15 protein-coding genes are annotated in these 15,067 nt (G+C 67.7%); 12 read left to right on the forward strand and 3 right to left on the reverse strand.

All coding sequences use genetic code 11. The features are described 5' to 3' along the window. Window positions 1–39: 39 nt before the first annotated feature. From CJ014_RS16950 to CJ014_RS16960, 3 genes are all read right to left on the reverse strand, one after another. Window positions 40–1,116, reverse strand: a complete 1,077-nt coding sequence (locus CJ014_RS16950) for a quaternary amine ABC transporter ATP-binding protein (RefSeq protein ID WP_100081669.1) — start codon at window positions 1,114–1,116, stop codon at window positions 40–42. After that, entirely contained in the window at window positions 1,109–1,996 is an 888-nt protein-coding gene (locus tag CJ014_RS16955; RefSeq protein ID WP_100081670.1) for an ABC transporter permease, read from the reverse strand. Before CJ014_RS16955 ends, CJ014_RS16950 begins: the two co-directional genes overlap by 8 nt. A gap of 230 nt (window positions 1,997–2,226) precedes the next feature. Continuing rightward, the gene (locus CJ014_RS16960; RefSeq protein WP_100081671.1) at window positions 2,227–3,231 is read right to left on the reverse strand and encodes an ABC transporter substrate-binding protein; all 1,005 of its coding nucleotides are present in this window, start codon (window positions 3,229–3,231) and stop codon (window positions 2,227–2,229) included. Window positions 3,232–3,926: 695 nt separating this feature from the next. Between CJ014_RS16960 and flhA the strand changes: the two genes are divergently transcribed. The 12 genes from flhA (at window position 3,927) to CJ014_RS17015 (ending at window position 14,765) form a co-directional block, all read left to right on the forward strand. After that, window positions 3,927–6,026: a flagellar biosynthesis protein FlhA gene (gene flhA, locus CJ014_RS16965; protein WP_100081672.1), complete on the forward strand. Its 2,100-nt coding sequence runs from the start codon at window positions 3,927–3,929 to the stop codon at window positions 6,024–6,026. A gap of 479 nt (window positions 6,027–6,505) precedes the next feature. Beyond that, window positions 6,506–7,717 (forward strand): GTP-binding protein, encoded by a 1,212-nt coding sequence (locus CJ014_RS16970; RefSeq protein WP_100081673.1) that lies wholly within the window; start codon window positions 6,506–6,508, stop codon window positions 7,715–7,717. Window positions 7,718–7,748: 31 nt separating this feature from the next. Further along, the gene (locus tag CJ014_RS16975; RefSeq protein ID WP_100081674.1) at window positions 7,749–9,011 is read left to right on the forward strand and encodes a hypothetical protein; all 1,263 of its coding nucleotides are present in this window, start codon (window positions 7,749–7,751) and stop codon (window positions 9,009–9,011) included. A 69-nt stretch (window positions 9,012–9,080) separates the two neighbouring features. Then, entirely contained in the window at window positions 9,081–9,545 is a 465-nt protein-coding gene (locus CJ014_RS16980; RefSeq protein ID WP_100081675.1) for an Rrf2 family transcriptional regulator, read from the forward strand. After that, window positions 9,535–10,230 (forward strand): class I SAM-dependent methyltransferase, encoded by a 696-nt coding sequence (locus CJ014_RS16985; protein WP_207765780.1) that lies wholly within the window; start codon window positions 9,535–9,537, stop codon window positions 10,228–10,230. The genes CJ014_RS16980 and CJ014_RS16985 overlap by 11 nt, the downstream gene beginning before the upstream one ends. A 123-nt stretch (window positions 10,231–10,353) precedes the next feature. After that, window positions 10,354–10,752 (forward strand): Fur family transcriptional regulator, encoded by a 399-nt coding sequence (locus CJ014_RS16990; RefSeq protein WP_100081676.1) that lies wholly within the window; start codon window positions 10,354–10,356, stop codon window positions 10,750–10,752. Between the two features lie 31 nt (window positions 10,753–10,783). Then, the gene (locus tag CJ014_RS16995; protein ID WP_100081677.1) at window positions 10,784–11,770 is read left to right on the forward strand and encodes a CobW family GTP-binding protein; all 987 of its coding nucleotides are present in this window, start codon (window positions 10,784–10,786) and stop codon (window positions 11,768–11,770) included. Next, complete coding sequence (locus CJ014_RS17000) at window positions 11,767–12,069, forward strand: nitrate reductase (protein WP_100081678.1); 303 nt, start codon at window positions 11,767–11,769, stop codon at window positions 12,067–12,069. Before CJ014_RS16995 ends, CJ014_RS17000 begins: the two co-directional genes overlap by 4 nt. Beyond that, window positions 12,070–12,234, forward strand: coding sequence for a hypothetical protein (locus CJ014_RS27880; protein WP_165790873.1), 165 nt, complete (start codon window positions 12,070–12,072; stop codon window positions 12,232–12,234). It abuts the gene before it with no gap. Continuing rightward, entirely contained in the window at window positions 12,231–12,986 is a 756-nt protein-coding gene (locus CJ014_RS17005; RefSeq protein WP_100081679.1) for a metal ABC transporter ATP-binding protein, read from the forward strand. The genes CJ014_RS27880 and CJ014_RS17005 overlap by 4 nt, the downstream gene beginning before the upstream one ends. After that, complete coding sequence (locus CJ014_RS17010; RefSeq protein WP_100081680.1) at window positions 12,983–13,855, forward strand: metal ABC transporter permease; 873 nt, start codon at window positions 12,983–12,985, stop codon at window positions 13,853–13,855. Before CJ014_RS17005 ends, CJ014_RS17010 begins: the two co-directional genes overlap by 4 nt. Window positions 13,856–13,874: 19 nt before the next feature. Beyond that, window positions 13,875–14,765 carry a metal ABC transporter solute-binding protein, Zn/Mn family gene (locus CJ014_RS17015; RefSeq protein WP_100081681.1) on the forward strand — a complete coding sequence of 297 codons (891 nt, stop codon included), beginning with the start codon at window positions 13,875–13,877 and terminating at the stop codon, window positions 14,763–14,765. Window positions 14,766–15,067: the final 302 nt, after the last annotated feature.

The following is a 15,067-nucleotide window of genomic DNA, read 5'->3' on the forward strand; positions in this document are numbered from 1 at the left end:
GGTGCCACGGCGATGCCGATCAAACGTTCGTCATCGCCGTCAGCCGGCCAGCCGGGCCGGCGGATCGTCGCTGGCCTCCGCCTCGCCGGCCGAGCGGGCGAGCGTCCTCACCACCTCGTCGAGATGCACCCGCCCGACGACGGCGCCCTTGCCGTCGGTGACGTCGGCGAACGACAGCCTGGCCTCGACGAGGCGCAGCGCCGCGTCGGCCAGCGACAGCGCCGAGGGCATCCTGAGGGCGGCCGGCGGGCCGGCAAGCGGCCGTGCCAGCGCCGCCACCTTGACGACGCGGCCGCGATTGACCTGCCGCACAAAGTCCTCGACATAGCTGGTGGCCGGCGACAGCACGATCTCCTCCGGCCGGCCCTGCTGCACCAGCTCGCCGTCCTGCATGATGGCGACGCGGTCGCCGATCCTCAGCGCCTCGTCGAGGTCGTGGGTGATGAAGACGACCGTCTTCCTGACCTCGGCCTGCAGGTCGAGCAGGATGGTCTGCATGTCGACGCGGATCAGCGGATCGAGCGCCGAGAAGGCCTCGTCCATCAAAAGGATCGGCGCGTCGTTGGCGAGCGCCCGGGCAAGGCCGACCCGCTGCTGCATGCCGCCCGAAAGCTGGCTCGGATACTTGTCCTCGAAGCAGGTGAGGCCGACGCGGTCGATCCACTGCCGCGCCCTCTCCAGTTGCGCGTCGCGGGGCAGGCCGCGGATCTCCAGGCCGAACACCACGTTGCCGAGCACCGTCCGGTGCGGCAGCAGGGCGAACTTCTGGAACACCATGGCCGCGCTGGTCCGGCGGAAGTCGCGCAGCTCCCGGGGCTTCAGCGCCCGCACGTCGGTGCCGCCGACGATCACCTCGCCGGCGGTCGGCTCGATCAGCCGGTTGATGTGGCGGATCAGCGTCGACTTGCCCGAGCCTGACAGGCCCATGATCACCTGGATGTGCCCGGCCTCGATGTCGAGCGACACGTTGCTGAGCCCGAGCACGTGGTTGTGCTTGTCGAGGAGCTCGGCCTTGTTCATGCCGCCGTCGCGGACGGCCCCGACGTAGCGCTCGGGATGCGGCCCGAACAGCTTGTAGACGTTGCGGATTTCGATGGAGGTCTGGGACTCAGGCATGCTCGGCCTCGCGATGCTTCTGGAGCCGGCGGCCGAAGGCCTGGCTGGTGCGGTCGAAGATGATGGCGATGCCGACGATGGCGAAGCCGTTGAACACGCCGAGCGTGAAATACTGGTTGGCGATCGCCTTCAGCACCGGCTGGCCGAGGCCCTGCACGCCGATCATCGACGCCACCACCACCATCGAGAGCGCCGCCATGATCGTCTGGTTGATGCCGGCCATGATGGTCGGCAGCGCCAGCGGCAACTGCACCTTGCCGAGCTTCTGCCAGGTCGAGGCGCCGAAGGCGTCGGCCGCCTCCAGCACGTCCTTGTCGACCAGCCGGATGCCGAGGTTGGTGAGGCGGATGATCGGCGGCGCGGCGTAGATCACCACGGCGATCAGGCCGGGCACCTTGCCGATGCCGAGCAGCATCACCACCGGAATGAGGTAGACGAAGCTCGGCATGGTCTGCATCACGTCGAGCACCGGCAGCATGACGGCGCGCGCCTTTGCCGACCAGGCCATAAGGATGCCGAGCGGAATGCCGATCGCCACCGACATCAGCGTCGCCACGACGATCATGGCGAGCGTGCGCATGGTGTCTTCCCACATGCCGAAATAGCCGATCGCCAGCAGGGCGACGACGGCGCCGGCGACGAGGCGCCAACTGCGGCTGGCGAGATAGACGAGGCCGGCGATCACCACCAGCACCACCGGCCACGGCGTGGTGACCAGGAGGCGCTCGACGAAGATCAGGAACGACCGGAGCGGCAGGAAAAAGTCCTCGACGGTGGCGCCGAATTCGCGCGTGAAGGCGCGGAAGCCACCGTCGATGGCTTTCTTGAGAGCGGTGAGGGTGTCGGCATCCATCACCGGAAAACCGTCGAAAAATGACATGCGTCGCATATCTCCTCGTGTCGTCGAATGCCGGCCGCGTCACTTGATGTGCGGGAATGGCGGGGCCCTTCGAGGTACCCCGCCGGACCGGTGCGTCACCGGGATTCGGACCGTGCTGCGAAGGCAGGCGCCTAGATCGTCGCGCGCGCCCACGGACGCAAGATGACGATCTAGTTCTTTGTTGTCGCATCGGATTTTCCGGAAACCGGAGTCCAGTTTCCGGTCCGATGCTAAAGCGCCGCCTTGACCTTGTCGGCCACCTCGGCCGGGACCCACTTGGTCCAGATGTCGGCCTTTTCCTTGAGGAAGTAGCGCGCCCCTTCCTCGCCGGTCGCCTGGTTGTCGGTCATCCAGGCCAGCATCTCGTTGACCGGCTCGTTGGTCGGGAAGGAGCGGGCCTTGATGTAGTCGTAGGCCGGGCCGGCCTGTTCGGCGAAGCGCGTGGTCACCACCGTGAACACCTCGGACTTGGCCCAGGCGTTCTTCTTGGGCGCCGCGCAGTCGGCCACCGAGGTGCAGGCATTCCATTCCGCCTCGTCATAGGGCACGTCGAAGTCGAGCCTGACGAGGTGATACTTGCCGAGAATGGCGGTCGGCGCCCAGTAGTAGCCGAGCCAGGGCTGCTGGCGCTCGAAGGCCTTGGCGATCGAGCCGTCGAGGCCGGCGGCCGATCCGGTGTCGAGCAGATTGAAGCCCCGGCTCTCCGCGTCATAGGCCTTGAAGAAGTTGCCGGTGGTGATCTGGCAGTTCCAGCCCGACGGGCAGTTGTGGACGGCGCCCTTCGACGGGTCCTCGGGATCGGGGAACAATTCGGGATGCTTCAGCGCATCGTCGATCGTCTTGATGTCGGGATGGGCCGCGGCGAAATAGTCGGGCACCCACCAGCCTTCGACGCCGCCCTCGCCGAGTTCCTCGACGGCATAGACCAGCTTGCCTTCGGCGACCGCCTTGTCGAGCGGCTCGCGCATGGCGTTGATCCAGGCCTCGGGGGCGATATCGGGCTCGCCCTTCTCGGCCATCGAGGTCAGGGTGGGCTGGGTGTCGCCGGGCACCAGGTCGACGCTACAGCCGTAGCCGTTTTCCAGGACGGCCTTGTCGACCCAGGCGATGAGTTCGGCGGACTGCCAGTTCATGTTCGCAATCGTGACGCGTCCGCAGGTGCCGTCCGCCGCGAGCGCCGGGACGAGGGAGGCCGACGCCGCTACGAAAAACGTGGTCGCGAGAAGCTGTTTCATCTTGATCTCCGGGCTTCGCGTTCTGGTCGTTGCGAATGATGAAACAGCCCACGACCCCGAACCTCCTGACAGCGGGGCGCCTTGCATTTGGAACTGAGCGTTCAGTCATTCGTCGACGTGCCCGCCACTGCCGAGCACGCGCCGGCAGTATATAGACCGAAGTCCCTGAGGCAACCTCGTTGTTACTTCGAAATAATACGAGACAACTCCATATTTTTATTTCACGACATCAATTTATACGAAATTCATTATAAAAAATACGCAAAATGTAGAGGGATTCACGTATATTTTGATTTCGGGTAGTCCAAATGGCTAAAGTTGGACTTTCTCTTTTTCCCTTTTCAGACTCCGGTTTTTGGCCGCCGCCAACCTGTTCGGAAATAGGCGGCTTTCCGGTTCGCGCGTCCATAAATTGAAGAAAATTCAAAACACATCCTGTGGGCGAGTCAAATATTCGGAGCGCATTGTTCTTCCCATTTTCGCCACCGACTCGCCGTGCCATCGACATAATCTACAAGGGGTGGCAGCGGTTGGCAGGAGGACATTCAACGGGGGACGCCGCCCGTCCGTTAACCACCCGTTAACCATACGCTCGGCAAATTCTGCCGGGTGGCGCGGTGTGCGTCGCGACCGGCAATTCGGGAACGATCGACTTGAGCGACATCACTTCAGCCCCCGAGGCGGCGCCGTCCAGGATGCCTTTCGGCCTCAGCGTGCCGACGGGCGCCGACCTTCGCTCGACGATCTTCCGCGGCGACATCGGCCTCGCCGTCGGCATCATGCTGATCATGGTCATCCTGATCCTGCCGATGCCGGCCATGATGCTCGACTTCATGCTGGCGGTGTCGATCATCTTCGCCGTGCTGATCATGATGACGGCGCTGTTCATCCAGACGCCGCTGGAATTCACCGCTTTTCCGACCATCCTCTTGATCTCGACGATGCTGCGCCTGTCGCTCAACCTCGCGTCGACGCGCCTCATCCTAAGCCACGGTCACGAGGGCACCGACGCCGCCGGCCACGTCATCGAGGCGTTCGGCGGCTTCGTGATGGGCGGCAACTTCGTCATCGGCATCATCGTCTTCGCCATCCTGATCATCGTCAACTTCGTGGTCATCACCAAGGGTTCGGGCCGTATCGCCGAAGTGGCCGCCCGCTTCACCCTCGACGCCATGCCCGGCAAGCAGATGGCCATCGACGCCGACCTGTCGTCCGGCCTGATCAAGGAAGACGAGGCGAGGAAGCGCCGCAAGGACCTCGAGGCGGAAAGCTCCTTCTTCGGCGCCATGGACGGCGCCTCCAAGTTCGTGCGCGGCGACGCCATCGCCGGCCTGCTGATCACCTTCATCAACGTCGTCGGCGGCATCATCATCGGCACCATGCAGATGGGCGTTACGCTCGCCGAGGCCGGCCATTCCTACACCGTGCTGACCGTCGGCGACGGCCTGGTCAGCCAGATCCCGGCGCTGATCGTCTCCACCGCCGCCGGCCTCCTGGTGTCCAAGGCCGGCGTCTCCGGCTCGGCCGACAAGGCGCTCTCCGGCCAGCTCACCGGCTATCCGGCCGCCCTCGGCCTTTCGGGCGCCGTCATGGGCATGTTGTCGCTGCTGCCCGGCCTGCCCTTCCTGCCGTTCGCCGTCCTCGGCGCCGGTGCCGGCGGCCTTGCCTTCTGGGCCAAGCGCGAGAACGCCAAGCGCCGGCTCGCCGCCGTCGCCGCCAAGGCGGAGGCCGAGGCGCCGCCGCCGCCGCCGGCCGAGGAGCCGATCACCACCGCCCTCAAGATGGACGACCTGCGCGTCGAGCTCGGCTATGGCCTGCTGCCGCTGATCAACGACAACGGCAAGGGCGGCGAGAAGCTGTCCGACCAGATCAAGGCGCTGCGCCGGCAGATCGCCGCCGACCTCGGCTACATCATGCCGCCGGTGCGGCTCCTCGATAACGTGCAGCTCGGCGCCAACGAATACGTCATCAAGATCAAGGAGGTGGACGCCGGCAAGGGCACGCTGTTCCCCGGCCAGTTCATGGTCATGGACCCGATGGGCGGCAAGGTGACCATCCCCGGCACCCAGACCACCGAACCCACCTTCGGCCTGCCGGCCACCTGGGTGGACGGCCGGCTGCGCGAGGAGGCGGCGATCCGTGGCTACACCGTCGTCGACCCGGCCACCGTGCTCTCCACCCACCTCTCGGAAACGCTGAAGACCAACGTCTCCGAGCTCTTGTCCTACGCCGACGTCAAGAAGCTCTTGTCCGAGGTGCCGACCGACCAGGCCAAGCTGATCGACGAGATCGTGCCGAGCCAGATCACCGTCTCCGGCATCCAGCGCATCCTGCAGCTCTTGCTGGCCGAGCGGGTGTCGATCCGCGACCTCGGCACCATCCTCGAAGGCATCGCCGAGGGCCTTTCCATCTCGCATGCGACGCAGACCATCGCCGAACACGTCCGCGCCCGCCTCGCCCGCCAGATCTGCGCCGCCAACATGGCGCCCGGCGGCTACCTGCCGCTGATCAGCCTGTCGGCGGCCTGGGAGCAGGCGTTCATCGAGAGCATCGTCGGCGAGGGCGACGACCGCCGCCTCGCCATGGCGCCCAGCAAGCTGCAGGAATTCGTCGGCGCCGTCCGCGACCAGTTCGAGGAAGCCGCCAAGAAGGGCGAGCTGCCGGTGCTGATGACCAGCCCGATGAACCGGCCGTTCGTCCGCTCCATCGTCGAGCGCTTCCGCGCCCACACCACGGTGATGAGCCAGGCCGAGGTCCACCCCAAGGTGCGCCTCAAGACGGTGAGCGCCATCTAGGCGGCCGGACGTTTCGTACCCGGGGCAATTCCCGGGCACGCAGGTGCAATATTCCGATCTCGCATATGCGAGATTGAGAAATTTCAATTACTTGATGGACATTGCCACCGTCTTTCAAGCGGAGTTTTTCGAGCTTGCCCGGGAATTTGCCTCGGGCACGGATGTTTCGATCTATGTATTTGTTTTATAGATGAATTGTCATCCTCCGCGCCGGCGGAGGACCTCGGGAAGAATGAAGCAATCGGCCGATATAGCGCTCCGAAAACGATGGCGCCCGATATCCATTCCTCGCCGCTTTCGGCCCAAGGTTCTCCGCCTTAGCGGAGGGCGGCAGGTTATCATATTGTTTTTATTATATAATTCACGTCATCCACGCCGGCGGGGATCCCGCACAGGCCAAGCGCAGGGGCGTTGACAGGACACCGGCCGCTTGGTAGGCAAATGTTATGTTATAACGTAACACTTCGGATGGATGCCTCATGACCCCTGCCCTCCTGCCCGTGACCGTGCTGTCGGGCTTTCTCGGCGCCGGCAAGACGACGCTGCTCAACCACATCCTCAACAACCGCGCCGGCCGCCGCGTCGCCGTCATCGTCAACGACATGAGCGAGGTGAACATCGACGCCGACCTGGTGCGCGAGGGCGGCGGCCTGTCCCGCGTCGACGAGAAGCTGGTGGAGCTGTCCAACGGCTGCATCTGCTGCACCCTGCGCGACGACCTGTTGGCCGAGGTCGCCCACCTCGCCCGCGCCGGCCGCTTCGACTACCTGCTGATCGAGGCGACCGGCATCGCCGAGCCGCTGCCGATCGCCGCCACCTTCGATTTCCGCGACGAGACCGGCTTCTCGCTGGCCGACATCGCCCGCATCGACACCATGGTGACGGTGGTCGATGCCATCAACCTCACCGCCAATTTCGGCTCGCACGACCTGCTCGGCGACCGCGGCGAGACGGCCGGCGCCGACGACGAGCGCACGCTCGCCGACCTTCTGACCGACCAGATCGAGTTCGCCGACGTCGTGGTGCTCAACAAGGTGTCCGATGCCGGCGCCGAGCGGCGGGAGCTCGCCCGCAAGATCGTCCGGGCGCTCAACGCCGACGCCAGGGTGATCGAGGCGGATTTCGGCCGCGTGCCGCTCGACGCCGTGCTCGACACCGGCCTCTACGACCGCGACCGGGCCCAGCGCCACCCGCTGTGGGCGCGGGAGCTCTACGGCTTCCGCGACCACGTGCCGGAGACCGAGGAATACGGCATCGGCTCCTTCGTCTACCGCACCCGCCGGCCCTTTCACCCCTGCGCCTTCAACGCCTTTCTCCGCCAGCCCCTGCCCGGCGTCATCCGCGCCAAGGGCCATTTCTGGCTTGCCACCCGGCCCGACTGGTGCGGCGAGCTGTCGATCGCCGGCGCCGTCTGCCGCACCGGCGCGCTCGGCCGCTGGTGGGCGGCGGTGCCGCAGGCGCGCTGGCCCGACCATGCCGAGTGGCGTCAGGCGGTGCAGCGGAACTGGCACTCGGTCTGGGGCGATCGCCGGCAGGAGCTGGTGTTCATCGGCGCCAGCATGGACGAGGCGGCGATCCGCAGCGGCCTCGACGCCTGCCTGGTCGGCGATGCCCTGACGACGACCCGCTTCAACCCCGACCGCTATCGCCACCTGCCCGACCCGTTCCCGCAATGGGGCCTGGCGTCTTGAACGCTTTTTTCGTCCGCAACAGGAGTTTTCGATGACCTTGTCTTTCCGCCTGCTCGCCGCCACCGCGCTTGTCGCCACGCTCGCCGCCCCGGCTCTCTCCCACGAGGTCGTGCTGCGCGGCCGGCTGGTGTTCGGCGACCACCAGGACGCCACGCTGCGCATCCTCGACCTCGACAGCGGCAAGGTGACGCACAGCTTCGACCTGCCGCAGCCCAACCCGTCGCTCGACACCACGGCGGACGGCCGCTTCGTCGTCGTCAAGGTCGGCGACGAGGCCGGCACGGTGCGCCTGTTCGACAGCGGCCTGTTGCGCGAGCCGCACGGCGACCACGTCGACATCGACAAGATCGATCCCGGCTTCATCGACCTGACGCTGACCGGCGACAAGCCGGCGCACGTGCTGTCCGGCCACGGCTGGCTGTCGGTGTTCTTCGACGGCCAGCGGCCGTGGCTGCGGCCGAGCGAGGCGCGCGCCGACCTGATCCCGATCGCCAGCCTGGAGGCGGGCAAGCCGGAGCGGCTGAGCTGGATGAGCCCGGCGCCGCAGCACGGCGTCGCCGTGCCGCTCGGCGACGACCGCTGGTTCCTCTCGACGCCCAATCCGGCCTATGCCAAGGGCGACGACAAGTCGGCCTCGTCGCGGCCCAATAGCTTCGACCTCGTCGACGCCAAGGACGGCTGGAAGGCGCTCGAAAGCTATGATTGCCCGCTGATGCACGGCCACGCCGAGCTCGGCGGCGCCCACGCCTTCGGCTGCGCCGACGGCATCGCCCTACTGAAGGCCGAGGCGGCCGGCGCCTGGAAGGCCGGGCGGCTCGCCTACCCCGACGACCGCGCCTCGAGCGCCATCACCGCCTCGGGCGACGTCATGGTCGCCAACTACGGCAGGAGCGGCAGCCCCTACACCGCCTTCCTGCGCATCGACCCGGCGGCCCCGGCGCTGAAGGGCGACGACGTGTTCGACATCGCCGACGGCCAGCAGGTCTGCCAGTTCGCGCTGGCCTCCGACGGCCGCACCCTGGTACACCTTGCCGGCGACGGCAAGCTCAGGCTCTACGAGGTGACGCCGGCCTGGAAGGAAGTGGCCCGCTTCGACGCCGTGGCGCCGTTCGACTGCGCCTTCGGCGCGCCGACGCCGACGCCGCGCCTCGCCCTGTCCGGCACCAGCGCCTTCGTCACCGATCCGGCCGGCGGCAAGATCCACGAATTCTACCTGGCGACCGGCAAACAGGGCCTCAGCTTCGACGTCGGCGGCGCCCCGTCGACCATCGCCGGCGGCCCGAGCGGCGGCTGAACCCGGCCGGCGGCCCGGCACCGTGCCCTTGCATTGACGGATCCCGTTTCATGTAATATCGAATGTTACATGAAACGGGATAGTCGATTGTCGGGCGTGCTGCACGTGCTGCTGCACATGGCCGAGCGGGGCGGGCCGGCGACGTCCGAAGCGCTGGCGAAAGCGATGCATACCAATCCGGTGGTGATCCGCCGGATCATGGCGGGCCTGCGCGAGCGCGGATACGTGCGCTCGGAAAAGGGCCACGGCGGCGGCTGGACGCTCGCCTGCGATCTGGCGAAGCTGACGCTGCGCGATGTCCACGAGGCGCTGGGCGAGCCGTCGCTTTTGGCCATCGGCAACCGGACCGAGGCGCCGGGCTGCCTGGTCGAGCAGGTGGTCAATGCCGCGCTGGGGCGTGCCCTCGACGAGGCGGAGGCGATGCTGCTGGCCCGCTTCGGCGCGGTGACGCTCGCCGACCTCAGCGCCGATTTCCACCGTCGGCTCGCCGCGCACCGGCAGCCCAGCGATCTGGAGACCGTTCATGCCGACTGACGACGCCATGCGGTCGCTGCTTGCCGCCTTCAACGATCCGGAAGCCGCCAGACGCTATGGCGACGGCCCGCAGCGCTTCGTGCCCGGCGCCGACGACCTACACCGCATGACGGCGATCCTGCTGGCCGAGCGCGCGCCGGCGGATGCCCGCGTTCTGGTGCTCGGCGCCGGCGGCGGCCGCGAACTGCGGGCGCTGGCCGACGCCGAGCCGGGCTGGAGCTTCGTCGGCGTCGATCCGGCCGCCGCCATGCTGGACGAGGCAAGGCGCGTGCTCGGCCCCGCAGCGGCACGCGCCAGCTTCTGCGAAGGCTATATCGACGACGCGCCGGAGGGCCCGTTCGACGCCGCCACCTGCCTCCTGACGCTGCACTTCCTCGACGCGGAGGAGCGCACGCGAACGCTCCGCGAGCTCCGCCGCCGCCTCAAGTCCGGCGCGCCCTTCGTGGCGGCGCATTCCAGCTTTCCGCAAGGCGAGCGCGGCCTCTGGCTGTCGCGCTACGCCGCCTTCGCCGTCGCCGCCGGCGCCGATCCCGAACAGGCGGAGAAGATGCGCGCCAGCGTGGACGCCAACGTGCCGCTGCTCGACCCACGGCAGGACGAGGCCATCCTGCGCGCGGCCGGCTTCTCGGATGTCGCCCTGTTCTACGCCGCCTTCACCTGGCGCGGCTGGGTCGCCTACGCCTGAACCCGTTTCCCGCGCGCCGGCCGCGATGCGCCCGACCGATGCCCTCAAGCCTCTTGTCAGGCGTTATGTTATAACGTAACGTACATATAGAGACGACGGTTTGGGGACGCGAGGTCAAGGTCGATGCAAATCAATGGAGCCCGAACGGCCGGCTTGGTGCTCGAATGTCTCGACGCGTCGCGCCGGCCGCTCAAGGCCTATGAAATCCTCGCCGCCATCCGTCCCCGCGGCGTCAACTCGGCCATGACGGTCTACCGGGCCCTCGGCCGGCTGCGGGCGGCGGGCCGCGTGCGCAGGATCGAGAGCCTCAACGCCTTTCTCGCCGTTCCCGCCGGCAAGGAAACCGCCTCCCCCGAGAAGACCCTCGGCGTGGCCATCTGCGACCGCTGCGGCACCGTCTCCCCCTTCTGGGACGAGGCGCTCGCCAGCGTCGCGGCCAGGGACGTCAGCCTGTTCGACGTCCGCTCGCTGACGCTGGAACTGCACGGCTTCTGCGGCAATTGCCGGCCGCCGCCCGGCTGACCGGCTCTCTCGCAATCCACCCAACAAACACATGAGGCAAGGAATGGCCGCCATTCCCGTCACGGTGCTGACCGGCTTTCTCGGCGCCGGCAAGACCACGCTGCTCAACCGCATCCTGAGCGAGAAGCACGGCAAGCGCTACGCCGTCATCGTCAACGAATTCGGCGAGATCGGCATCGACAACGACCTGGTGATCGATGCCGACGAGGAAATCTTCGAGATGAACAACGGCTGCATCTGCTGCACCGTGCGCGGCGATCTCATCCGCATCATCGACGGGCTGATGAAGCGCAAGGGGAATTTCGACGGCATCCTGATCGAGACCACCGGCCTCGCCGATCCGGCGCCCGTCGCCCAGACCTTCTTCGTCGATCCGGACGTCCGCCGCCAGACGAGGCTCGACGCCGTGGTCACCGTCGTCGACGCCCGCCATTTCCTCGGCGAGCGGGACAAGGCGCCGGAAGTCGACGAGCAGGCCGCCTTCGCCGACATCCTCCTGATCAACAAGACCGATCTGGTGTCGCCCCGGGATCTCGACGCCCTCAGGCGGCAGCTTCGCGCCCTCAACCCGACGGCGGAAATCCTCGACTGCAACCGCTGCGACATCGCCCTCGACCGCATCCTCGGCCGCGACGCCTTCAGTCTCGACCGCGTGCTGGAGGCCGAGCCCGAGTTCCTGGACGGCAGCCACGACCACGATCACGACACCGAGGTATCCAGCCTGTCCCTGGTGTCGCGGGAGCCGCTCGACCCGGCCCGCTTCCTGCCGTGGATCAGCGACGTCGTCCAGAAGCTCGGCGGCGACATCCTGCGCATGAAGGGCATCCTCGCCTTCGCCGACGATCCCGACCGCTACGTCATCCAGAGCATCCACATGCTGATCGAGGGCGACCACGGCCGCCGCTGGAAGAAGGGCGAGGCGCGCCTGTCGCGGCTCGTCTTCATCGGCCGCAACCTGCCGCGCGACGTGCTGCGGGACGGCTTCGAGCGCGCCGTCATGAAGGTCGAAGTTCATTGAGCTTTCTCAACCCTTTCGCGCCCCGGCGTCCCGGCGGCGCCTCCGGCCGGGTCGGGCTCGTCAAGGACTGGGTTCGCGCCGCCATCGGCTTCGGCGACGCCGTCACCGTCGCCGTCAGCCAGATCGCCTGCCGGCACTCCACCTGCGGCGGCGCCGAAACGCTGGTGATGATCGACGTCAGCAATGCCGATTTGCGCGTCCTGCGTTTTGCCAAGCCGCTGGCCGACGTGACGGAGGACGACGTCCGGGCCGCCATCGACGCCGCGCTCCGGCAACAGCCCGCAAGGAAGGTTTCCTGAATGAACCATCCGGATACCCTGTCCGGCGCCGCCGGCCTCGCCGCCGAACCCCCGAAGCCGCCGGCCACCTGGCTGTCGGTCGCCGCCATGGCGCGGCTGCTTGCCGCGATGGCGGTGCTCGCCCTCCTCTGGCTGCTGGTCGCCTGGGCGGTGGCGCTGCCATGACCGGACCCGCCATTCGCCTCGATGACCTCACCGTCGCCTATGGCGGCCATCCGGCCGTCCACCACCTGTCGGGCAGCTTCCGGCCCGGCAGCCTGACCGCCATCGCCGGCGCCAACGGCGCCGGCAAGTCGACGCTGGTCAAGGCCATCGTCGGCGACCTCAGGCCGGCTGGCGGCGCGGTGCTGTTCGACGACCTCGACCGCTCGGCCATCGGCTATCTGCCGCAGGCGGCCGAAATCGAGCGGCGCTTTCCCATCGACGTGCTGGACACCGTGCTGCTCGGCGCCTGGCGCCGCTGCGGCGCCTTCGGCGGCGTGTCGCGGGCGCTGCGGGCGGCGGCCGAACGGGCGCTCGCCGCCGTGCGCCTCGACGGCTTCGGCAAGCGGCCGATCGGCGACCTGTCGGCCGGCCAGTTCCAGCGCGTGCTGTTCGCCCGCCTGATGCTGCAGGACGCGCCGGTCATCCTGCTCGACGAACCCTTCACCGCCGTCGACGCCCGCACCACCGCCGATCTCCTCGCCATCGTCGCCCGCTGGCACGCGGAGGGGCGCACGGTGATCGCCGTGCTGCACGACCACGGCCAGATCCGCCGGCATTTCCCCGAGACGCTGCTGCTCGCCCGCCAGTGCGTCGCCTGGGGCGCCACCGGCGAGGCGATGTCGCCGGCCAATCTCGACCGGGCCAACGCCCTGGCCGAGCGCTGGCTCGAGGACGCCCCGGTCTGCCGGCCAGCCGTGGAGGATGCGGCATGAGCCTATACGACCTTCTCATCGTGCCGTTTTCCGACTACGGCTTCATGCGGCGCGCCCTCGTCGCCTGCCTGCTGCTCGGCGTCGGCTCGGGGCCGATCGGCGTGCTGCTGATGCTGCGGCGGATGAGCCTGGTCGGCGACGCCATGAGCCACGCGGTGCTGCCGGGCGCGGCGATCGGCTTCCTGGCGGCCGGCGGCTATTCGCTGTTCGCCATGGGCGCCGGCGGCCTCGTGGCGGGGCTGACGGTCTCCCTGCTCTCCGGCCTGGTCACCCGCACCACCGTGCTGCGCGAGGACGCCAGCTTTGCCGCCTTCTACCTGGCCTCGCTCGCCCTCGGCGTGCTGATCGTCTCGGCGGCCGGCTCCAGCCGCGACCTGCTGCACGTGCTGTTCGGCAGCATCCTCGCCATCGACGCCGCGTCGCTCGAACTGATCGCCCTCATCACTTCGCTCAGCCTCGCAACGCTGGCCTTCATCTACCGGCCGCTGGTGGTCGAATGCTTCGACCCCGGCTTCCTGCGCTCGGTCGGCGGCCGCGGCGGCCTCTATCACTTCCTATTCCTGCTGCTCATCGTCCTCAACCTGATCGCCGCCTTCCAGGCGCTCGGCACCCTGATGGCGGTGGGCATGATGATGCTGCCGGCCGCCGTCGCCCAGCTCTGGACGCGGACCCTGCCGGCCATGATGGCCGTGTCGGTGCTGACCGCCGTCGTCTCCGGCTTCGTCGGCCTGATCGCCTCCTATCACCTCGGCTTTGCCTCGGGACCGACCATCGTTCTGGTGGCCGCCCTGATCTACGTCGGCTCGCTGATCGCCGGTCCCACCGGCGCCCTGAGCCGGCTCTTTCGCCGCCCGCATCTCGCGGGCTGAACCCAGAAGGACCTTCCGCATGATCAAGCAGCTTTTCGGCAGCCTCGTCGCCGTATCGGCGCTCCTCGGCGCCGCCAGCCTCGCCGAGGCCAGGACGCTCAACGTCGTGGCGAGCTTCGGCGTCCTCGCCGACGTGGTGAAGAACGTCGGCGGCGACAACGTCAACGTCGTCAGCCTGGTGCCCACCGGCGGCGATCCGCACGAGTTCGAGCCGACGCCGGCCGACGCCAGGAACCTCTCCGGCGCCGACCTCGTGTTCGTCAGCGGCTTCGGTTTCGAAGGCTGGATCGACCGCCTGGTCGGCGCCTCCGGCTACAAGGGCGAACCGGTCGTCGTTTCCGACGGCATTGCCGCCCGCCAGATGGAGGAGGACGGCGAGACCGTCACCGATCCGCACGTCTGGAACTCGGCGGCCAACGTCGGCATCTGGATCGCCAACATCGAGAAGGCGCTCGCCGAGGCCGATCCCGAGGACAGCGCCGCCTTCCGCGCCAACGCCGAACGCTACGGCAAGGAGGTCGCCGACCTCGACGCCTATGCCAAGAAGGCCGTCGCCGCCGTTCCCGAGGACCGGCGCAAGGTGCTGACCAGCCACGACGCGCTCGGCTATTTCGGCCGCGAATACGGCGTCACCTTCCTGTCGCCGGTCGGCATCTCCACCGAGGCGGAAGCCTCGGCCGGCGACGTCGCGCAACTGATCGACCAGATCAAGGCCGAGCAGGTGAAGGTCTATTTCTTCGAAAGCTCCAACGATTCGCGCCTCGTCCGCCAGATCGCCGACGCCACCGGCGCCGAGCCGGGCGGCGAGCTCTACGTCGAAGCGCTGTCGCCGGCCGACGGCCCCGCCCCGACCTACCTCACGATGTTCAAGCACAACGTCGACCTGCTGGTCGCCGGCATGACCAAGTAACATCACCACGATGGGCGGCGGGATTCCTGTCGCCCTTTTCTGCCCGAGCCCCCGCCTTCGCGGAGGTTGACGAATTATGATATTGATTTATTTATATAATTCACTGTCATCCTATGCGAAGGCATAGGACCTCAGGCAGGACGGAGCGATCGGCCGATATAGCGCTCCAGCAACGCTGGGGCGCCTGATACACCCCTCATCCCCTTCTCGTCCTGAGGTCCTCGCCTTCGTGAGGATGACAATCCATGGGAAGCGATGCGCGCGGCGGGGGCGGCGTGATGGGAACTGCGCCAGCGTGCCCG

Origin of the sequence: Pleomorphomonas carboxyditropha, assembly GCF_002770725.1 — a bacterium.
Taxonomy (GTDB): Bacteria; Pseudomonadota; Alphaproteobacteria; order Rhizobiales; family Pleomorphomonadaceae; genus Pleomorphomonas; species Pleomorphomonas carboxyditropha.